The 19493-nt window shown below is 65.9% G+C and carries 18 protein-coding genes; 7 read left to right on the top strand and 11 right to left on the bottom strand.

Features of this window, described 5'->3' with window-relative positions:
- Positions 1-81: 81 nt before the first annotated feature.
- The 4 genes from AB4Y35_RS31255 to AB4Y35_RS31240 form a co-directional block, all read right to left on the bottom strand.
- Positions 82-549: a MarR family winged helix-turn-helix transcriptional regulator gene (locus tag AB4Y35_RS31255; protein WP_028202370.1), complete on the bottom strand. Its 468-nt coding sequence runs from the start codon at positions 547-549 to the stop codon at positions 82-84.
- A 139-nt stretch (positions 550-688) separates the two neighbouring features.
- Positions 689-958: a hypothetical protein gene (locus AB4Y35_RS31250; RefSeq protein ID WP_368707445.1), complete on the bottom strand. Its 270-nt coding sequence runs from the start codon at positions 956-958 to the stop codon at positions 689-691.
- A 68-nt stretch (positions 959-1026) separates the two neighbouring features.
- Positions 1027-1473 carry an Ohr family peroxiredoxin gene (locus AB4Y35_RS31245; protein ID WP_368707444.1) on the bottom strand — a complete coding sequence of 149 codons (447 nt, stop codon included), beginning with the start codon at positions 1471-1473 and terminating at the stop codon, positions 1027-1029.
- Between the two features lie 257 nt (positions 1474-1730).
- Positions 1731-2204 carry an OsmC family protein gene (locus AB4Y35_RS31240; RefSeq protein ID WP_368691144.1) on the bottom strand — a complete coding sequence of 158 codons (474 nt, stop codon included), beginning with the start codon at positions 2202-2204 and terminating at the stop codon, positions 1731-1733.
- A 118-nt stretch (positions 2205-2322) separates the two neighbouring features.
- Between AB4Y35_RS31240 and AB4Y35_RS31235 the strand changes: the two genes are divergently transcribed.
- Entirely contained in the window at positions 2323-2976 is a 654-nt protein-coding gene (locus AB4Y35_RS31235) for a GntR family transcriptional regulator (protein WP_368707443.1), read from the top strand.
- A gap of 111 nt (positions 2977-3087) precedes the next feature.
- Positions 3088-3726 carry a GNAT family N-acetyltransferase gene (locus AB4Y35_RS31230; protein WP_368707442.1) on the top strand — a complete coding sequence of 213 codons (639 nt, stop codon included), beginning with the start codon at positions 3088-3090 and terminating at the stop codon, positions 3724-3726.
- 13 nt (positions 3727-3739) lie between these two features.
- Here the strand turns inward: AB4Y35_RS31230 and AB4Y35_RS31225 are convergent, their stop codons facing one another.
- The 4 genes from AB4Y35_RS31225 to AB4Y35_RS31210 form a co-directional block, all read right to left on the bottom strand.
- On the bottom strand, positions 3740-5320 hold the full coding sequence (locus tag AB4Y35_RS31225; protein ID WP_368707441.1) for an EAL domain-containing protein: 1581 nt from the start codon (positions 5318-5320) through the stop codon (positions 3740-3742).
- Positions 5321-5511: 191 nt separating this feature from the next.
- Positions 5512-7242, bottom strand: a complete 1731-nt coding sequence (locus AB4Y35_RS31220) for a diguanylate cyclase (protein ID WP_368707440.1) — start codon at positions 7240-7242, stop codon at positions 5512-5514.
- Between the two features lie 197 nt (positions 7243-7439).
- On the bottom strand, positions 7440-8081 hold the full coding sequence (locus AB4Y35_RS31215; protein WP_342922136.1) for an HD domain-containing protein: 642 nt from the start codon (positions 8079-8081) through the stop codon (positions 7440-7442).
- A 58-nt stretch (positions 8082-8139) separates the two neighbouring features.
- Positions 8140-8298 (bottom strand): hypothetical protein, encoded by a 159-nt coding sequence (locus tag AB4Y35_RS31210; protein WP_368691138.1) that lies wholly within the window; start codon positions 8296-8298, stop codon positions 8140-8142.
- Positions 8299-8418: 120 nt separating this feature from the next.
- Between AB4Y35_RS31210 and AB4Y35_RS31205 the strand changes: the two genes are divergently transcribed.
- On the top strand, positions 8419-9906 hold the full coding sequence (locus tag AB4Y35_RS31205) for an ATP-binding protein (RefSeq protein WP_368707439.1): 1488 nt from the start codon (positions 8419-8421) through the stop codon (positions 9904-9906).
- Positions 9907-9930: 24 nt separating this feature from the next.
- Here the strand turns inward: AB4Y35_RS31205 and AB4Y35_RS31200 are convergent, their stop codons facing one another.
- Entirely contained in the window at positions 9931-10428 is a 498-nt protein-coding gene (locus AB4Y35_RS31200; RefSeq protein WP_069265858.1) for a thioesterase family protein, read from the bottom strand.
- Positions 10429-10724: 296 nt separating this feature from the next.
- Here AB4Y35_RS31200 and AB4Y35_RS31195 point away from each other — a divergent pair, with 296 nt between their 5' ends.
- Entirely contained in the window at positions 10725-11708 is a 984-nt protein-coding gene (locus AB4Y35_RS31195) for a response regulator (protein WP_368707438.1), read from the top strand.
- 18 nt (positions 11709-11726) lie between these two features.
- Here AB4Y35_RS31195 and AB4Y35_RS31190 read toward each other — a convergent pair whose 3' ends face one another.
- Positions 11727-13502, bottom strand: coding sequence for a methyl-accepting chemotaxis protein (locus AB4Y35_RS31190; RefSeq protein WP_368707437.1), 1776 nt, complete (start codon positions 13500-13502; stop codon positions 11727-11729).
- Between the two features lie 151 nt (positions 13503-13653).
- Positions 13654-14685, bottom strand: coding sequence for a LacI family DNA-binding transcriptional regulator (locus AB4Y35_RS31185; protein WP_368707436.1), 1032 nt, complete (start codon positions 14683-14685; stop codon positions 13654-13656).
- A gap of 202 nt (positions 14686-14887) precedes the next feature.
- Here AB4Y35_RS31185 and AB4Y35_RS31180 point away from each other — a divergent pair, with 202 nt between their 5' ends.
- The 3 genes from AB4Y35_RS31180 to AB4Y35_RS31170 all read left to right on the top strand — a co-directional run bounded on the left by AB4Y35_RS31180 (position 14888) and on the right by AB4Y35_RS31170 (position 19409).
- Entirely contained in the window at positions 14888-16060 is a 1173-nt protein-coding gene (locus AB4Y35_RS31180; protein WP_368707435.1) for an ABC transporter ATP-binding protein, read from the top strand.
- A 23-nt stretch (positions 16061-16083) separates the two neighbouring features.
- The gene (locus AB4Y35_RS31175) at positions 16084-18084 is read left to right on the top strand and encodes a beta-galactosidase (RefSeq protein WP_368707434.1); all 2001 of its coding nucleotides are present in this window, start codon (positions 16084-16086) and stop codon (positions 18082-18084) included.
- Positions 18085-18146: 62 nt separating this feature from the next.
- Entirely contained in the window at positions 18147-19409 is a 1263-nt protein-coding gene (locus AB4Y35_RS31170) for an ABC transporter substrate-binding protein (RefSeq protein WP_324159797.1), read from the top strand.
- Positions 19410-19493: the final 84 nt, after the last annotated feature.

Here is a 19493-nt window from a genome sequence, read left to right as displayed (position 1 = left end):
CCTCAACCACGGCATTTGTCGTAGTCCTGACTATTGATGATCGAAGCCGGTCCGCAAAAACCATGGGCGCGGCTGCGACGGCTATTCGGTGTCGAGTGAACGAATCAGATTGGCGCGCAGGTTCACGATCGCCCTTTGCAGCTTCATGAATTCGTCGTGGCCCAGCCCGGTCGCATCGGTGAGATCGGCGATTTTCAGGCTCTTTTCGCGCAGTTTCCGGCCGCTGGCGGTCAGGCTCACGCGCACCTGGCGCTCATCTTCCGGATCGCGCCGCCGCTGCACGTATCCCATCGCTTCGAGCTTTTTCAGCATCGGCGTCAGCGTGTTGGATTCGAGAAAGAGCTTCTCGCCCAGGCCGCTCACCGTCTGGTTGTCCTGCTCCCAGAGCGCGATGATCGCGATGTACTGCGGATAGGTCAGCCCGAGTTCGTCCAGGATCGGCTTGTACGCCTTGCCGAACGCCAGATTGGTCGAGTAGACCGCGAAGCAAAGGTAGTCTGCGAGCGGCGCGGGCGTGGCGCCCTGCGCCGGGTGGTCCGTCGATTTCATGGTCATCCTCTTCAGGCAAAGGCCTCAATGGCTCGCAAACTTGAATAAATCGCTTGCGATTATATCGTAGGCCGACACCGGTTCCGCCGTACATCGCCATCGCGATGCCCGGCGAAACAGCCACGACGCGGTGGCGCAATCAATGGTGGGCGAAGAGGCTGTTTCGCTCCATCGAGACGCGGCTGCCCGCGGCCGAGGTGGCGTCGGCCATGCCGCCGTATGCCGTCGCGGCGGTGCCGCTTTCGGCGCGCTCGGCCGCGAGCGTTTGCACGCTCTGGCCGCGTTGCGATGCCGGTGCGCCGACTTCGGGCCGATAGGACGGGGCCGGGCCGTAGCCGCTGGCGAATGCGGGGGCGGCTGCGCCGACAGAAAGGGCGATGAGGAGCTTGGCGATGAATTGGGTCTTCATGATGGGATCTCGCTGGGTAAATGTGAATTGCAGTGAATTTGGATGAAAACGTGAATTGCGGTTGCCGGTTATGCGGTGACGACGGTGAGGCTCACGTCGATGTTGCCGTGCACGGCCTTCGAGTACGGGCAGATCTGGTGGGCGCTGCGTGCGATGGCCTCGGCCACGTTTTGCTCGATGCCCGGCAGCGTGACCGTGAAGTGCGCGCCCAGGAACCAGGCGGCGCCGGTCTGGCCGACATCGACCTGAATGTCGACCGAAGCGTCCTCCGGCAGGGCGACCTTCTTCAGCGAGGCCGCGATGGCGAGCGCGGAGATGTAGCAGGCCGACCATGCGCCGGCGAACAGTTGCTCGGCGCGCGGATGCGGTTCGGTCGCGACGATGTCGAGGGTTTCGCCGCTCGAAGACGACAGTTCGAGGTCGACGACGCCGAATTCACCGCGTTGGGCCGCGGGGTCGTGATTGATGGTGGTGTGGGTGTTGCCCGAGAACAGCACTTTGTCGATCGTTGCCATGTTGCGCTCCTTGATGGATTTCAGGTTTGGGTCATATGCGTCGCATAAGATCGAATCGCATGCGATGCATAATGGACGAGAAATTTCCCCTTGTCAAGCGCATAAGATTAAATCGCATACGAGTTATATGGGGCGGCTTCGAAAGGGATCGATGGGCGCAATGACGTTATCTATCGTTTTGCCTGGGAATTCGTGATCGAGACCTGTTTGCCGGCACTCGCGGGAGTGCCGGAGTGGACTCGGGTGTTTGCGAGCCGTTACGCAGCCAGTTCGATGGTCGGCTCGCAAACGATGGGGAAGTTGACCGAATTGGCGATATAGCACTGCTCGTGCGCCGCGTGATGCAGCCGCTCGGCGAGGCTGCGGTTGTCGCTCGCGCGGATCGTCACGTGCGGGCGCAGCACGATCTTCGTGAAGGCGCCGCGCTGCGGCGTATCGGCCATCGTGCCTTCGGCCTCGTCTTCATAGGCGAGCACCGCGATGCCCGCCTCGGCGCACAGGTGCAGATACCAGAGCTTGTGGCACGCCGACGCCGAAGCCACCAGCAGATCCTCGGGGTTCCAGCGTGAGCCGTCGCCGCGAAAGGCCGGATCCGACGAGCCCGGAATGTCCGGCTTGCCGTTCGCGCGGATCACGTGATCGCGGTCGTAGTCGCGATAGCCCGAGGTGCCGCTGCCGCGATTGCCCGTCCATTGCACCGAAACGCGGTAGGTGTGTTCGCCATGCGCCATGCTGACTCTCCGTCCGTTCGAAAGGGGGTACGTCATTATGAACGCATTCGGCATTTTGGTATACCATTATGCCGAAATGGCTCAGATGAGAACCGGACGCGAACCGGACATGACACGCATGGAAACAAAATTCGACTCCACGGCGGACGCGGTTGCGTCCGGCTTGCGCGACCTGATCGTCAGCGGCGAACTGGGCGGCGGCGAGCGCCTCGTCGAGCGCGATCTCGCGGAGCGTTTCGAGGTGAGCCGCATTCCGCTGCGCGAAGCGATCCAGCGGCTCGCGCGCGAGGGGCTCGTCGAGATTTTCCGCAATCGCGGCGCGGTCGTGCGCCTGCTCACGGTGCAGGACGTGGAAGAAATCTACGGCCTGCGCGCGCTGCTCGAGGGCGACGCGATCTTTCACGGCGTCAAGCGCCTCGACGCCGAAACGCTCGCCCGCGCGGAACTCGTACACCGGCTGCTGGGCGAGGCGCTCACCACGCAGAAGCAGGGCGAACTCAACCGCGAGTTTCACGAACTGCTTTACGGCGCGTGCGGCAACGCCCGGCAACTGGCGGCGATCCGCGAACTGCGCGCGCAGGTGGAGCGCTACGAGCGGCTGCAGATTACGCTGCTTGCCGATACGCCCTCGTTTCAGCACGAACACGAGGGCATCTTGGAAGCCTGCCTGGCACGCAACGCCCGCAGCGCGCGCGCCTTGACCGTGGCGCATATCGACTCGGCGAAGCGCATCGTGCTCGCCGTGGTGGAGCGCATGGCAGCGCAAGGCTAGCGCGCTTACGCCTCTGCATTCACACCATTCGCGCCGGTTTTTACGAGATTTTTTCTTGTGGCCCTTACGGGCCAACCCTAGACTGGGGGCATCGAAACGACTGGAGACGCCATGTCGATCTCGCGTGCAACCCAGCGCCCGCATGAGCAGATCACTTCCGTGCAGCCCGGCCTCGGCCGGCTCGTGCTGAGGCGCTTCGATCCGCGCCACGACTCATGGGAAGCGCTCACGCGTTTGCTGCATCGCGCGTTCTCGCGGCTCGCGTCGCTCGGATTGCACTGCTCGTGTGCCGATCAGGCGGCGAGCCTCACGCGTGAACGCGCGCTGGCTGGCGACTGCTTCGTCGCCATCTGCAATGGCAGGATCGTCGGTACGCTCACGGTGGAAGGTCACGACAGCCATTCGCAGTGCGAACATTATCGCCAGCGCAGCGTGGCTTCGATCCATCAGTTCGGTATCGAGCCCAAATGGCAAAGCCGCGGTATCGGCCGTGCGCTGCTCGCGTTCGCGGGGCGTTGGGCGGCTGCGCGCGGCTACACGCAGCTCGCGCTCGACACGCCGTTTCCCGCCGCCCACCTGATCGCGTTCTATCGCGCACAAGGCTTTAGTCTCGTCGACGTCGTGCGCTTTGCGGGTCGCGGCTACGACAGCGCCGTGCTCAGCAGGGCCGCCGCGGCGCGCTGCGGCGTGGCATTCCCGGACTTGCCCGGCGGGCTGCCGCATGCCGCGTCGCCGGGTTCGTTCGCCTGAGCGTGCGCCACGCTCACGTCTCGCGCGTGCGCGCCGCTTCACGCTCCAGGTAGCGCAGGAATTCGTCGGCGGGCATGGCCTTCGCATAGAGCCAGCCCTGCGCGAAATGCACGCCGTGCTCGCGCAGATACTGCGCCTGCGCCTCGGTTTCCACGCCCTCGGCGACCATCAGCAGGTCGAGGCTGCGCGCCATTTCGATGATGTGCGGCACGATCTTGTTCATTTCCTCGCCCTCGCCGCTCGCCAGCGAGCGGATGAACGCGCGGTCGATCTTGATGCCGTCCACGGGCAAGTCTTGTAGATACGAGAGACTCGAATAGCCCGTGCCGAAATCGTCGATGAAAATGCGGTGGCCGGCCGCGCGAAACGCTGCGAGAACGGGCGCGGAGCTGGCCGTATCCATGAGCGTGCGCTCGATCGCTTCGAACCAGATTTGTTCGGCGTGCACGGCATATTTCGCGAGATTGCCCTTGAGGGTTGCGAGCACGCGTGTGCCGGCGAGATCCTTGCCGGCAAGGTTTACCGAGACATGCAGATCGCGGCGACGCGCGAGCACGGCGCCCACGCCCTCGAACACGGAACGGATGACCTGATCGGTGATGGGCTCGATGAGACCGAGCGATTCCGCCATGGGAATGAACGTGTCCGGCGCGACGACGGTGCCGTCTTCGAGCTTCCAGCGCACGAGCGCTTCCGCGCCGACGCAGCGCCCGCTTTCCAGCGAGACGAGCGGCTGCAGCCATGCCACGAACTGGCGCCGCCGGATGCCCTGCAGCATCGCGTTGCGCGGCGTGCGCAGCTTGCGGCGCCAGCGCAGGACGAGCCACGTGCCGATCGCGCTCAGGACGAGCGCGGGCGGGATCACGGTCCTCAGTTGCGCGGGCAGGTTGCGGCGCATGCGTTCCTCGGGCTCGTACGCGACCACCGCGATGGGGTAGCGCTGCGAGCGCTCGACGACGTAATAGCGTCCCTCGAAATACGGGCTCCCGCTGGTGCGCTGCAGCGCTGCGCGTACGAGGGCGTGGTCGGCGTTCGTCCAGCTTGAAATCACGGCGCCGTCCTGCGTTTCGAGCACGGTCAACTCGATGGTGTCGTCGAGCGGCACGATGTCGAGGTAGAAGCGCGGATCGATCACCACGACGTGATTGCCGAGGCGCATGTTGAGCATGCGCCGCTCGCTGCCGGGCCTGCCGACTTCGGTATGCCAGGCGGTGAAGCTTTGGGCATAGGTCCATTCGGGCGGCGGCAATGCGATATCGACGGTGCCGCGTTGCGAACTGCAGTGCAGCCGTACGCCATCGGTCGTGGCGACTTCGCGAATGTATCGATACTGTTCCTCGACATGCCGCAGGCGTTGCGTGTGCTCGCTCGTGCACGGCGTGTCGGGGTATGGCGTCAGCTCGCGCAGGGCGGACTCGGCTTCGGCGGTCACCAGTTCGGCGCGCAGCAGCGCGCGGTGCGAAAAGACGTCCACGTGCTGGCGCTGCTGGCGTTCGAACACGGCATCCGACGCGTACACTGCGGCCGTGAGCGTTGCCAGGACGGCGAACGCCACGACACAGAACGTCGTCAGGGCGGTGAGTCGGCTGCTCATGGTGTACGGTCGGGCTCCGGCGTCGCGGATGTCGGCGACGCGCGGCCTTCGTCGATCGCCGCTGCCGATGGTAGCGTCTTTCCGCTGGCGGCGACGCGCTGCTGTCCGGCGCGCGAGCGCAATCGCCGTGGCCGCCGGCGCTCCCGCTCATGCGTTACGCATGAAAACGGCCAGCGGGCGTCGAGCGCACGTCAGGCACGGGCGGGATCGATCGATCTGGAATCCTCTGCAACGACGCGATTGCGGCCGCCTTCCTTTGCGGCGTAGAGCCGCCGGTCGGCGACCTGCATGAGCGCTTCGTAATGGGCGGGGCAGTCGGCGGGACTGGCCGCTACGCCAATCGAGACGGTGAACGCAATCGCATCGGGGTTCACGGCCTCGCCCGGCGCGCCGGCGCCATGCGCCGCATCCGCGGCGTGCGCTTCGACGGCGCGGCGGATGCGTTCGGCCACACCCGCCGCCGTGGCGAGATCGGCGCCGGGCAGCAGTGCCGCGAACTCCTCGCCGCCCACGCGCGCGGGCATTTCCGCGCTGCGCAGGTTGTTGCGCAGGATCTCCGCGAAGATCACCAGCACGCGGTCGCCCGCCGCGTGGCCGAAGCGGTCGTTCACGCGCTTGAAGTAGTCGATATCGAGCATCAGCATCGCCACGGCGGGCGCCGCCGCTTCACCGCCTTCGCGGGCGGCGCGCTCCAGCGTCTCGTCGAACACTTCCTGGAAGCGCCGCCGGTTCGCGAGGCCGGTGAGCGGATCGCTGCGCGCGAGCGTTTCGAGCCGCGTACTCGCCTCGACGTACTGGCCGAATATGTGCTTGACGATGCGCAGCGTGCCGACGAGCAGCACCGCGATCGCCAGCCAGGCGACGATCAGCGGGCTGCTGAACACGCGGCGCGCCGCCGCGAGCGTGAGTTCCGAGTCGTCCGTGTCGGTGAGCAGCATCCAGTGCGTCTCGCCCACGTGCTGGAACAGCAGGTAGCGGCCCGAGCGTACGGCGTAGCCCTTGCCGCGCTTCATCCATGCCGCCGCCGACGCGCGCGCCACGTCGAGCAGATGCGGATCGAACCGCGCGGGACGCTGCGCCGTGATCTCGCCATTGACGAAATAGACGAGGTCGCCGTTACTGTTCAGGAGGCCGAACTCGACAGGCGCCTCGTCGTCGGTCAGGTTCGAGGTGGCGAGCTGGAGCGCGAGCAGGCGCGAGGGCGCGACGTCCATCACCACGGCGCCGCGAAACTGTCCGTTCGCGTAGACGGGCGCGCTGAGCGTGGCGATCGCCTCGCTCTTTTTCGATTCCGTATAGATCGGAGTCCAGACGATATCGCGCCCCCGGTTCTGGCCGGTCACATGCAGGCGGTAGTAGGGCATGGCGCTGAAGCGCCGCAACAGGTCGGGCGCGTGCGCGTCGGGGCGTTCGGGCGAAAGCACGTACAGGCCGTTGGCCGAGATGTACGCGACCGTGCTTTGCACTGCGTCGGCGTGCTGGCTGATCGCGAGGAGCGGGCTGATCGCGCGCGCGAGCACGATGTCGGCGGGCAGCGTGGCGTCGTCGCGGTGAAAGCCGTCGATTCCCGCGAGCCCTTGCGCATTGGTGCCGAACACGAGCGGTCCATCCATCGCGCCGGGAGTCGTCCATTGCAGTTCGCCGCTGTCGCGCAGCGCGGCCTGCACCTTCGGATTCTGCAAGCCGACGCGCTGCTGGCTCGGCGAGGCGAGCAGATGTTCCGCGTAGTCGCGCAGGAACAGCAGGCGCCGGCGCTCTGCGGAAATCAGCGCGTCCACGCCCACGGCGCGCACCTCCAGGTCGCGCTGGCGGCTATGGAGGTCGTAGCGCGTCATCTGGTAGAGCTGGCGCAGACCCACGGCGCTCACCAGCGCCATGGCCACAAGAAAGCACACCGTCACCACGAGGTGCGGGCGTTTCATGACCATGCTGGAGAAGCCGTGCGGCCGCGTGCGGCCTGGCGTGTGCTGCATGAAGCCCCCGGGGGACTGCGACTGGACGCGCGCGCATCGCAGCGTGGCCCGGCGGCGCGTTTCCGGACATCGCGATGAGCATAGCATCGCCTGTCAGAATCGCGCCGCATGCCGCGTCAGATGTCCCGGATCGCCCCGGGTGTCACTCACCCGCGCCAGGCCGAATGGCGGATCACGCTGCAGAAGTTGCCGGCATGGAAGTGCGGGTCCTTGTCCGCGAGCACGTCGGCCTTGACGTTGCCGAACGTCGTGGCGGGCTTGTGCTTGATGCCGTCATAGAAGGTCTGGATGATGTCCTCCTTGAAGTGCTCGCTGCGCGGGTGCGCGTGCACCACGGCCTCGCGCTCGGTGTCGCTGAAGCGGTCGTAGGCAATGCCGAGCACGTCCATCTCGACGCCTGCCGTGACGAGCGCGATTACCGGATGCATGTGCTGCGGGATGCCCGGTGTCGTATGCAGCGCGATGGCGGTCCACACGAGGTCGATGTCGTGCTGCGAGATGCCGTGGCCGCGCAGGAAGTCGCGCGCGGCATTCGCGCCGTCCACTTCGAAGCGTTCGTGCTCGCTGCTGTGCGCGTGCGTGAGGCCCATGTCATGAAACATTGCACCGGCGTACAGCAGTTCGCGATCGAACTTCAGGCCGAGCCGGCGGCCGGCCAGCGCGCCGAAATAATAGACGCGGCTCGAATGATGGAACAGCAGCGGCGATTCGGTGTCGCGCACGAGTTCGGTGATTTCGCGGGCGAGCTTGCTGTCGGGGATGGCGACATCGGCGAGGGTCGGGGTCATCTGGGTGCTCCGTCGGGGTGGGTGATGACCTCTATTCTGGGTGGCGCCAGGGTTGTCCTCAATCGACGGATGGCGTGGTTTTCTGCCAATTCGACCGAATTTGGGCCATCGCGGATTCGCGGCGCATGGCGGCGTCGCCGATACCGGCAAAATTTCGCCGCAACGAGGGATTAGCGGCGATAATCGGCAAAATCGATTCGATCGGCGCGCATTTCATGCGCCCTGCATCGGGCGGCGAGATCCGGCCCGCGAATCGCACATTGGGCGCACGGGGAACGCTGCAGGGAACGCGCCGCGCCAACCAGGTCGGTAAGAACAAGAACCCACGCGACAGACTATGTATTCGATCCTGCCAGCGTTCGTGTCCGCATTATTTCTCGGATTCGGCGTCTACGTGCTCCTGACTGAGGGCTTCACGCGCCTCTCGGTGCCGTTCGCCCTGATGTGCGCGACCACGTTCTTCTGGCAGGGCACCTGGGCGTTTCTGTTCCAGACGTCCGACCCCGAGCTGTCCGCCGTGCTCGTCAAGGTCGGCTACTTCTTCATCCTGTTCCTGCCCACCACGTTCTATCACTTCGTGACCGAAGTGAGCGCCCGGCGCGGCGAACGCCCGCTGCTCATCGCCTCGTACCTGCTCAGCGTGCTGCTCGCGGCGCTGCTGCTGCTGAGCGACGCCGTCGTGGACGGCTACGGCACGTTCTTCTTCGGCAAGTATCCGAAGGCGGGCATGCTGCATCCCGTGCACGTGGCGCAGACCGTGCTGCTCGCTTGCCGCAGTGCCTGGCTGCTGTACGCCGCGCGCGGCCAGACGCACGCGCACGACCGCCGCAAGCTGCTCGACCTGTGCTTCGTGAGTCTTGGCCTGTACACGCTGGCCGCCTCCGACTACGCCGTGAATTACGGGCTCGCGTTCTATCCCGTGGGCGCCGTGTTCATCGCGATCAGCCTTGGCATTCTCGCGGTCACGATCGTGCGCTACGGCCTCATGCGCCCCTACCTCATCGCGGCCACGGTGGCGCACGAGGTCGCCACGCCGCTCGCGGCCATCGGCATGCATGCCGAGGAAATCGGCAACGTGCTGCCCGAACTCATGCGCGGCTACCAGCTGGCCGTGCAGCACCAGTTGTGCGTGGACGGCCTCTATCCCGGGCAGTCGGAGCGCCTGTCCTCGCTCGCCACCTCGATACGCCGCCAGGTGGACAGCACGAGCACGGTGGTGGAAATGTCGCTGGCTTCGTTCACGCTCGACCGGCTCGACCGCCGCAGCTTCGAGACCTACCCGGTGCGCTCCTGCGTGAATGCCGCGCTCGAGCGCTTTCCGTTCCGCACCGGCGAGCGCGACATGGTGGAGGTGGCGCCCATCGACGCGCAGCTGAGTTTCTCGGGTTCGGATTCGCTCGTCGTGTTCGTGCTGTTCAATCTGCTCAAGAACGCGCTCTTCGCGATTCACGCGGAAATGGCCGAAAGAAGCGACAGGGTGAGCGATTACGTGGGCCGCGTTCAGATCGGCGCGACGAGCGAAGCGGGCTTTTGCGTGCTGCGCTTCATCGACAACGGCTGCGGCATTCCCGCCGATGTCCTGCCGCGCGTATTCGATCCGTTCTATTCGACCAAGGCGCATGGGCGCGGCGCCGGCATGGGCCTGACGTTCTGCCGCCGCGTGGCTGAGGCGCTGGGCGGTACGATCGCCTGCGAGTCCGAGCCGCACGTGCACACCACCTTCACGATCCGCCTGCCCGAGCCCGGCACGAGTGCCGACCGCGCGCTGCACGACGCACCGGCGAAGCCCCGCCGCTTTCCGGCGGGGCAGGACTTCGCGGGCTAGTTCAGATAGCCGGGTTCAATCCGCTCAGTTCGAGCCCGAAGGCAGGACCAGCTCGTATTCCTTCACGCGCTCGATGATGCCGGGCGGAAAGCGGCGAATGCGCTTGTCGGTGCCGGCAAAGAGAATCTGCTGATAGCCGAGCGAAACGGGCCGCCCGTCCACGCAAAAGCGGAACACGAGATACGCGGAGCACTGACGCACCTGGAAGGTGTTGAGGTAGCAATCCACGCGCTGGAACGGAAAGGTTTCCTGCACGTATTCCTGGTGCGCGCGCTTGGTGACGAACACGCCGCCCGAAGCGAGCAGATTGTTGTGAATGCACTCGTGAAACCAGCGTTCGCGGCAAATGCCCTGCCATTCGAAATAGCGGGCGAAATACGTGTTCATGAACGCGTTCGAGTCCTTCAGGTAGATGTCGATGACGTGATGGAACGTTTTGGTCGGCGTAGCTTCCATGATTTCGTCGGAGAATCCGGCGGTGCCACGGGACAGGACGGCGGGAATGGATTCGCGTGCGTACATCAGAGTGACTCCAGATAGGGACTGCAGGCGGCAGCCGCGCGTGCCTCCGGAGAAAGGGAGGCATGCACCATTCTCTTCGTGTTCCTCTTCATCCAATACCGTGCTCCCCACATACGCAAACCGCTTCATGCTCGCTGGGTGCGATAACGTTTGCGCGTGTTTGATTGACCGCGCACCTGCGGCTTCGGGTTGCTGTGTCCAGGCGAGACGCCGCATAATCCACATGTTTTCCTCGCGGTGCAGTTCCGGGTGTCGGGCGCGCCGCATGAGGCGCAGCGCGCTTACCGAGATCCAGCATGAGTTCCATCGTCAGACAGCCGGTTTACCATCCCGTCTCCGTCGTTTTTCTCGACGACAGCCCCGACTTCCTCTACGCGCTGCGCGGCCTCTTCCCGGGCGCGGGCACGGACCGCTACTTCACGAGCGCGAGAGAGGCGCTGGCCTTCGTCGCTTCGCACGAGGCGCGCCAGAGTGCGCGCAATCCCGCAGCGGGCGCGGCATGGTCGGAGTTCGAGAAGCGCGGCGGCAACGCGCTGGGCGAGGACGTGATGACGGACGCGGCGCGCTTTGGCGATATCGCCGCGCTCGTCGTGGACTACGAAATGCCGGAGATGACCGGCGTCGACTTCCTGGCCGCCGCGAAGGACGTGGCGTGCACGCGCATCCTGCTCACGGCCACGGCCGACGAATCACACGCGGTGGAGGCGTTCAACGCGGGGCTGATCGACTTCTACGTGAAGAAGTCCGATCCGGCCATGACGCGCAAGCTGCGCGGCGCGATCGACGACGCCAAGCGCAAGTTCTGCGCGCGGCGCGGCCATATCGGCGTGCATGGCGTGGGCGCGATTTACGCGAACCGGCGCATCGCCGACGTGCTGCACGAAGTCGCGCTGCGCGAGCGCATCGTCGAGTACTACTGGCGCCCCGAGCAGAACGCCGTGCTCACCTTCGACGTCGAAGGCAACGCCGGCGTGTTCCTCGCGTGGGACAGTCACGACTGGGCGGCGCAATGCGATGTCGTGACCGACGAAGGCGGCCCCGAAACGTTGCGCGAGGAAATGGCGGCGCGCCGCGTGATGCCGGTTTACTGGCCGAACGAGGCGTATCGGCCCGGCATGGCGCGCGTGGAGTTCGCCACGCCGCAGCCGGTGGCGGGACTCGACGACACGCATACGAGCTGGACGCGTATCGGCGATCCGGGTCTTGCGCCCGGGTTGATCACGTTTGCCGCGTGGCGGGCGGCACAAGGCGCGCCCGCTGAGGGCGGCCGCCTTGCGTGATGACTCCCTGACCCGCGATTAGAACGTTTCCCAGTCTGCCGCTTCGTTAGCCGCCGTGGCCACGGGGCTGGCGGCAGCCGCCTTTGCCGTGACGGCGGGCGCTGGGTTCGCGGCCTTGCGGGCCGGCGTGGTTTGCGCGGCCTTCGCGGGGGCAGGGCGCTTGAGCGGTGCGGCCGGGCGCACGGCGCGCGCGCGTTGAGCGGGCGCTGCCGCCGCGGACGCAACCGTCGACTCGGCCTGCGCCCCGACCCGGAACACCGTCACGACGTCGCGCAAGCCGTTCGACTGCGCCGCCATCGACTGCGCCGCGGCCGATGCTTCCTCCACGAGCGCCGCATTCTGCTGCGTCACTTCGTCCATCTGGGCGACGGCGCGGTTCACCTGCTCGATGCCGGTGTGCTGCTCCTCGGAAGCCGCGGCGATTTCGCCCATCAGGTCGGCCACGCGGCGCGCCGAAATCACCACCTCGTCGATCGTCTTACCCGCTTCGTCGACGAGCTTCGTGCCTTCCGACACCTGCGCCACCGACTGCCCGATCAGATCCTTGATCTCCTTGGCTGCGGTCGCGCTGCGCTGTGCGAGGCTGCGCACTTCGCCCGCCACGACGGCGAAGCCGCGGCCCTGGTCGCCCGCGCGCGCCGCTTCCACGGCCGCGTTGAGCGCGAGGATGTTGGTCTGGAAGGCGATGCCGTCGATCACACCGATGATTTGCTCCACGCGCTGCGAGCTGCTCGAAATCTCGTTCATCGTTTCGACTACGCGGCGCACGACTTCACCGCCGCGCGCGGCGACTTCCGATGCGTTGACCGCGAGCGTGTTGCCCTGGCGTGCGTTGTCGGTGTTGTGCTTGACCGTGGTCGTGAGCTCTTCGATGCTGGCGGCCGTTTCCTCGAGCGACGCGGCTTGCTCTTCGGTACGCGAGGACAGGTCCAGGTTGCCGGCCGCGATTTCCTTGGCGCCCGTCGTGATCGATTCGGCCGAGGTCTGGATGCGCTGCACGGTTTCGACCAGCCGGCGCTGCATCTGCTGCATCGAATGGAGCAGGCTGTGCTGGTCGCCGGACGCGAGATTCACGTGGGCCGTGAGATCGCCTTCGGCGATGCGCTGGCAGATCTGCGAAGCGTAGTCCGGCTCGCCGCCCAGGCTGCGGCGGATCGTGCCGATGAGCCACATGAGGCCGAGCGTCACGGCCGCGCCGATCACCGTCACGAGCACAAGGTTGCTGATCAGCGCGCTGCGGAAGGCGTCGTCGATGTCGTCGGTATAGATGCCGGTGAAGATGTGCCAGTCCCAGCCCGGCACGAGGGCGGAATACGTGATCTTTTCGACCGGCGCGCTCTTGCCCGGCTTCGGCCACCAGTAGCTGCTGTAGCCGTCGCCGCCCGTGGACGAGCTCTTGACGATCTCGAGCGCCACATGCGTGCCGCGCGGGTCGGTCATGTTCGCCTGGCTCTTGCCTTCCATCTCCGGCTTGGGCGGCACGAGCAGCGCCACGGCGTTGCTGTCGTAAATGCCGAAGTAGCCGCTCTGGTCGTCACCGTAGCGCGTGCCGCGCAGCGTGGCGATGGCGAGGCGCTTAGCGTCGTCGGCGCTCAGGTGGCCGGCGGCCGCTTCCTTCTGGTAGTACGAGACCACGCCCAGTGCCGTTTGCGTCTCCTGCTCGACGAGGGTCTTGCGGTCCGTCACCATCCCCGAGCGCGTCATGAAGGCGTTGGCCACCACCAGCACGACGAGCGAGATCCATAGCAGCCCGACGATGCCCCAGGCTTTCTGATTCAACGTTGTTCGCTTCACGTTCGTTTTTCTCCAGCCATCTTCGATTTGTATTTTTCGCGGCGGTGCACAGGTGCAGCGCCATCGTGTTTAACGGATGGTTTGGAGGGAACCTTAACGTTTGCGTATGGGTTCTTTGCGCTGGGTGGGACTTGTCATGCCAATTCTTTCGTTAGCCTTTCGCTCGCGGCGTCGCCGTCGAAGCCCGCACGACCAGCCGCGGCGCCGGGACCACGCATACGCGCGCCGCCGCGCCGGCGGCCGAATCCGGCGCTTCGACCAGCTCCGTGAGCAACTCGACGGCCAGCTCCGCCGCCTCGGTCGTTGCGACCGCAACGGTCGTGAGCGCGGGCCGCGACTCGCGCGCCAGCTGAATATCGGTGATGCCGACCACGGAAAGCTCGCGCGGCACGTCGAGCCCGAGATCGGCGGCGGCCTGCATCGCGCCGAGCGCGGGCAGGTCGTTGGTTGCGAAGATCGCGGTGAGGTCGGGATGCCGCGCCAGCAACTCGCTCGTGGCCGCATAGCCGCCTTGCGTCGTATCCGGCGCGTAGCGTACGGGCGCGCCCGCGCCGTCGAGCCCGGCGGCCTGCATGGCCGCGACGAAGCCGTCATAGCGCGCCGCGTGAATGCCGGAAACCTTGCTGCCGACGATCGCCCCAATGCGCCGATGCCCGAGCGTCAGCAGATGCTGCGTGGCAAGCTCCCCCGCGCGCCGAAAGTCCACGGCCACGCACGGCAGGCCCGGCGGGTCGAGCGGCCGCTCCCACATGCACAGCACGACCGGCGCGCCGCGCCGCACGGTGGCGCGCAGGTCGGCAAAGTCGAGATTGGCGTTCATCACGAGCACGCCCGCCGAGAGCGTGCCCGCGATCTGTTCGAGGTAGGCGCGGCCCGTTTGCGGGTCGCCATCCGTATTGCAGATGATGAGGAAGCGCCCGCTGCGCCGCAGCGCATTCTCCACGGCGAGCGCGAACTCCGGATAGAACGGGTTCGCAATGCTCGACACCATCAGCGCGATGGTGGGCGGGCGCCCTTCGGCGAGCGCGCGCGCCGACAAATGCGGGCGATAGCCCAGCGCCTCGACCGCTTCGAGTACGCGTTGGCGCGTGGCTTCGCCCACGCGCCCGCGCTCGCGCAAGACGTTCGAGACGGTGGCCGGCGTGACGCCGGCGCGGCGCGCGACTTCGTTCAGGGTCGGCATGGGTTCTCAAACGTCCATCTCAAAATATGGGAAGGCGATTCAACATTTGCATGATTGTGACGAGCACTGCAACATTGGCCCGACAATCAAAGCGAATATCGGAGACAAGGCAGCCAGATCGCACTAGCGATCACTTTTTTATGGGCTGCTGATTAAGCGCTTAATCTCCGTGTCGCGCTGATTAGAACATGGAGACGGGACGATGGCGAGCATTTCGTTGCGCGGCGTTCAGAAGGCATACGGCGAGAATGCGCCGGTGATTCGCAACGTCGATCTGGAGATCGGCAGGAACGAGTTCTGTGTATTCCTCGGCCCTTCGGGCTGCGGCAAGTCCACGCTGCTGCGCATGATCGCGGGCCTGGAAGACGTGACCGACGGCGATATATCGATTGGCGGCAAGCTCGTGAACGACGTGCCCGCCGCGCAACGCGGCGTGGCCATGGTGTTCCAGAGCTACGCGCTGTTCCCGCACATGACCGTGTACGAGAACATGGCGTTCGGCCTCAAGCTCGCGAAGACGCCGAAGGCCGAGATCGATCGCAAGGTGCGCGAAGCCGCACGTATTCTGCAGCTCGAAGCGTTGCTCGAGCGTCACCCCAAGGCGCTGTCGGGCGGCCAGCGGCAGCGCGTAGCGATCGGCCGCGCGATCGTGCGCGAGCCCGGCGTGTTCCTGTTCGACGAGCCGCTTTCCAATCTCGATGCCACGTTGCGCGGCCAGACGCGTATCGAGATTGCGCGCCTGCATCGCCAGTTCGAGCAGGCGAGCGTGGTGTACGTGACGCACGACCAGATCGAGGCAATGACGCTCGCCGACAAGATCGTCCTGCTGCATAGCGGTAAGGATACCGAACGGTACGGCAGCATCGCCCAGGTGGGCGCGCCGCTCGAGCTTTATCACCGGCCCGCGAGCCGCTTCGTGGCGGGCTTCATCGGCTCGCCGCGCATGAATTTCCTGCCGGCGCGCGTGGCGGCCATCGAGACCAACGGCGTGAGCATCACGCTCGACGAAAGCGGCGAAACGGTGCGGCTGCCGGTGCAGGGCGCGCGGCTCGCCGTGGGTGCGCCGGTCACGTTCGGGGTGCGTCCCGAGCATCTCGAACTGGTGGTGGATGGCGTGGCCTCGCGCACCTCGCGCGATGCTCAGGATGCCTTGACGATTGCGCGCGCCATCACGCTGGTCGAGGAGCTTGGCGAGCACAGCTATGTGCACCTCGATCAGCCGGGCGGGGCCGTGCTCGTCGCCAAGGCGCCCGGCGATGCCCGGCTCAGTAGCGGCGACACCGCACAGTTCCGTGCGAGCGCGAGCGCCTGCCATCTGTTCGCGGAAGACGGCTTTGCCATTGCGCCGCTCGCCACCGCCGATCAACCCGCATGAAAACAACAACCGAGGACACAGGGATGCGTCTTGGAGTCTGCTATTACCCGGAGCACTGGCCGGAGGCCATGTGGAAAGACGACGCCGCGCGCATGAAGGCGCTGGGCATCGCGCAGGTGCGTATCGCCGAGTTCGCGTGGAGCCGCATCGAGCCCACGCCCGGTGAATTCGACTGGGGCTGGCTCGATCGCGCGATCGACACGCTCGGCGACGCCGGCCTGCAAGTGGTGATGTGCACGCCCACGGCCACGCCGCCCAAGTGGCTGATCGACCAGCATCCGGACATCCTGCCGGTGGGCGCCGATGGCCGCGTGCGCGGGTTCGGTTCGCGGCGGCATTACGATTTTTCGTCGCCGGCGTATTACGAGGCTTCGCGGCGCATCTGCGAGGCGGTCGCTGCGCGTTATGGCCAGCATCCCGCCGTCGCGTACTGGCAGACCGATAACGAGTACGGCTGCCATCAAACGGTGGTCAGCTACTCGCCGGCGGCGGTGCAGCGCTTTCGCGAATGGCTCAAGGCGCGCTACGGCAGCATCGACGCGCTCAACACCGCCTGGGGCACCGTGTTCTGGAGCATGGAGTACCGCGGCTTCGACGAAATCGAGGCGCCGGTTGGCACCGTGACGGAGGCGCATCCGTCGCACCGGCTCGACTACCAGCGCTTCGCCTCCGACGAAGTGCAGCGCTACAACCGCATGCAGGTCGATATCCTGCGCGCGCATTCGCCGGGCCGGCCCATCGCGCACAACTTCATGCAGCTCTTCATGGAGTTCGATCACTACAAGGTTGCCGCCGATCTCGACGTCGCGACGTGGGACAGTTATCCGCTCGGCGCGCTCGACCAGCAGTGGTACGCGCCCGACGTGAAGGCGCGCTATCTGCGCACCGGCCACCCGGACTTCGCCTCGTTCAATCACGACGTATATCGCGGCATGTCGAAGCTGCCGTTCTGGGTCATGGAGCAGCAGCCCGGCCCCGTGAACTGGGCCCACTGGAACCCCGCGCCACTGCCCGGCATGGTGCGCCTCTGGAGCTGGGAAGCGTTCGCGCACGGCGCGGGCTGCGTGTCGTATTTCCGCTGGCGCCAGGCGCCGTTCGCGCAGGAGCAGATGCACGCGGGCCTGAATACGCCCGATAACCGCCCCGACCTCGGCAGCGCGGAGGCGGCGCGCGTGGCCGAGGAAATCGGGGCCGTGCTCGCGGCGGCCAAGGGCGGCCCCGACTTCGACGTGAAGACGCCGGTTGCGCTCGTGCTCGATTACGAGGCGAAGTGGCTCTTCGAGATTCACCCGCAGGGCGCGGATTTCCACTATCCGCGCTTCGCTGTCGAGTACTACTCGGCGCTGCGCGCGCTCGGTTTCGACGTGGATATCGTTTCGGTGCACGCGCCGCTCGACGGTTACCGGCTCGTGGTCGTGCCGCCGCTGCCCGTCGTGCCCGACGACTTCGCGCAGCGCCTCGCGAGTTCGGGCGCGCAAGTGGTGATCGGGCCGCGCACGGGCTCGAAAACCAGCGATCTGCAGATTCCCGCCAACCTGCCGCCGGGGCCGCTCGCGGCGCTGCTGCCGCTGCGCGTGTGGCGCGTGGAGTCGCTGCGGCCCAACATCAGCGAGCCGGTGCGCTTCGAGCTGGACGGCGCGCACGAAGGCCACGCGCGCCACTGGCGCGATCTGATCGAACTCGGCGCCAACACCGGCGAAAATGAGTGGGCCGTGCCGGAAGTGCGCGCGACGTTCAGCGACGGCCATCCCGCTTATGTGAAGAGCGGCGCGGTCCACTACCTCGCGAGCCTGTTCGACGAGGCGAGCACGCAGGCGCTCTTTGCGCGCGTGGCGCGCGAGGCGGGCCTCACGCCGCAGCCGCTCGGCGACGCGATCCGCGTGAGCCGGCGCGGCGGCTTCACCTGGGTGTTCAACTACGGGCCGGGCACGCACACGCTTTCTGCGGATATTCCCGACGATGCATACGTGATCGGCTCGCGTACGATAGAGCCGCAGGGCGTGAGCGCCTACCGTTCGCAATAGACGCATATGTGCAGTTCCTGACGATGCAGCATCGACAACGACGTAAAACCAAGGAGACACGCATGATCGGCAAGACCTTCAGACCACGCACCCTGCTCGTTGCTGCGACGCTGGCGGCGGGCGCGCTTGCAGGCACGTTCGCGAGCGCGGCGCAGGCCGGCACGCTCGAAATGAACATTGCCTACAAGGGCGCAAGCCAGCGCGCCGTGTGGGAACAGGTGATCGACGAGTTCAAGAAGACGCACCCCGGCACCGACGTGAAGGTGTCGTTCGTCGACGAGGAGGCCTACAAGGTCCAGTTGCCGAACTGGCTCACGACCGCGCCGCCCGACATCGTGAACTGGCACGACGGCGAGCGCATGGCCTACTACGCGAAGCGCGGCCTTTTCGCGGACCTTTCGGACGACTGGAAGAAGAACAACTGGGACAGCATGTACGCCTCGACGAAGGAAGCGTCGTCGTACCAGGGCAAGCAGTACGCCGCCCCTACGGTGTATTACTCGTGGGGCATGTTCTATCGCAAGGATCTGTTCGACAAGGTGGGCATCAAGAGCGAGCCGAAAACGTGGAATGAATTCCTCGACGCCTGCAAGAAGCTCAAGGCCGCGGGCATCGCGCCGATCGCCGTGGCTGGACGCGACGCATGGACGCTGGCCGGCTGGTTCGATTATCTGGACCTGCGCCTGAACGGCAACGCGTTCCACCAGAAGCTGATGGCCGGCGAAGTGCCGTACACCGACCCGCGCGTGAAGAAGGTCTACGTGACGTGGAAGCAGTTGCTCGACGACGGCGACTTCATTCCCAATTCGCTCTCGTACGATCTCGATGCGGCGCAGCCGTTCCTGTTCCAGGGCAAGGCCGCGATGATGCTGATGGGCACCTTCATCACGGGCGGTTTCAGCCCGACGGTCAAGCAGCAGATGGGCTACTTCCAGTTCCCGATCATCGACCCGAACGTGCCGACCGCCGAAGACGGTCCGGTCGAATCGCTGCATATTCCGGGCAAGGCGAAGAACAAGGCCGATGCGCGTGCGTTCCTCGCGTTCGCGGAGACGCCGGATGTCGGCGCGCAGCTTGCCAAGGGGCTGGGTTCGCTTTCGGCCAACAGCAAGTCGCCGGAGCCCGAAGACCCGATTTCGAAGATCGGCTTCCAGATCCTCTCGAACACGAAGGGCGGCATCGCGCAGTTCTATGACCGCGACATGACGAAGGAAATGGCCGACGAAGGCATGAAGGGCATGCAGCAGTTCGTGTCCGATCCGACCAAGCTCGACTCGATTCTCGCGCAGCTCGAGCAGACGCGTCAGCGGATCTACAAGAAGTAAGGTGTTCGAAGCGAAGGCGGGCGGTGCGTCGGCGCTGCCCGCCGGGTAATCAAGTGGAGGTTTTTGCCGTGAGACAGGCAGTGA

The organism is Paraburkholderia sp. EG286A (genome assembly GCF_040965375.1).
In the GTDB taxonomy this organism is placed as follows: Bacteria; Pseudomonadota; Gammaproteobacteria; order Burkholderiales; family Burkholderiaceae; genus Paraburkholderia.
This window is presented reverse-complemented; position numbering and strand designations above follow the sequence as displayed.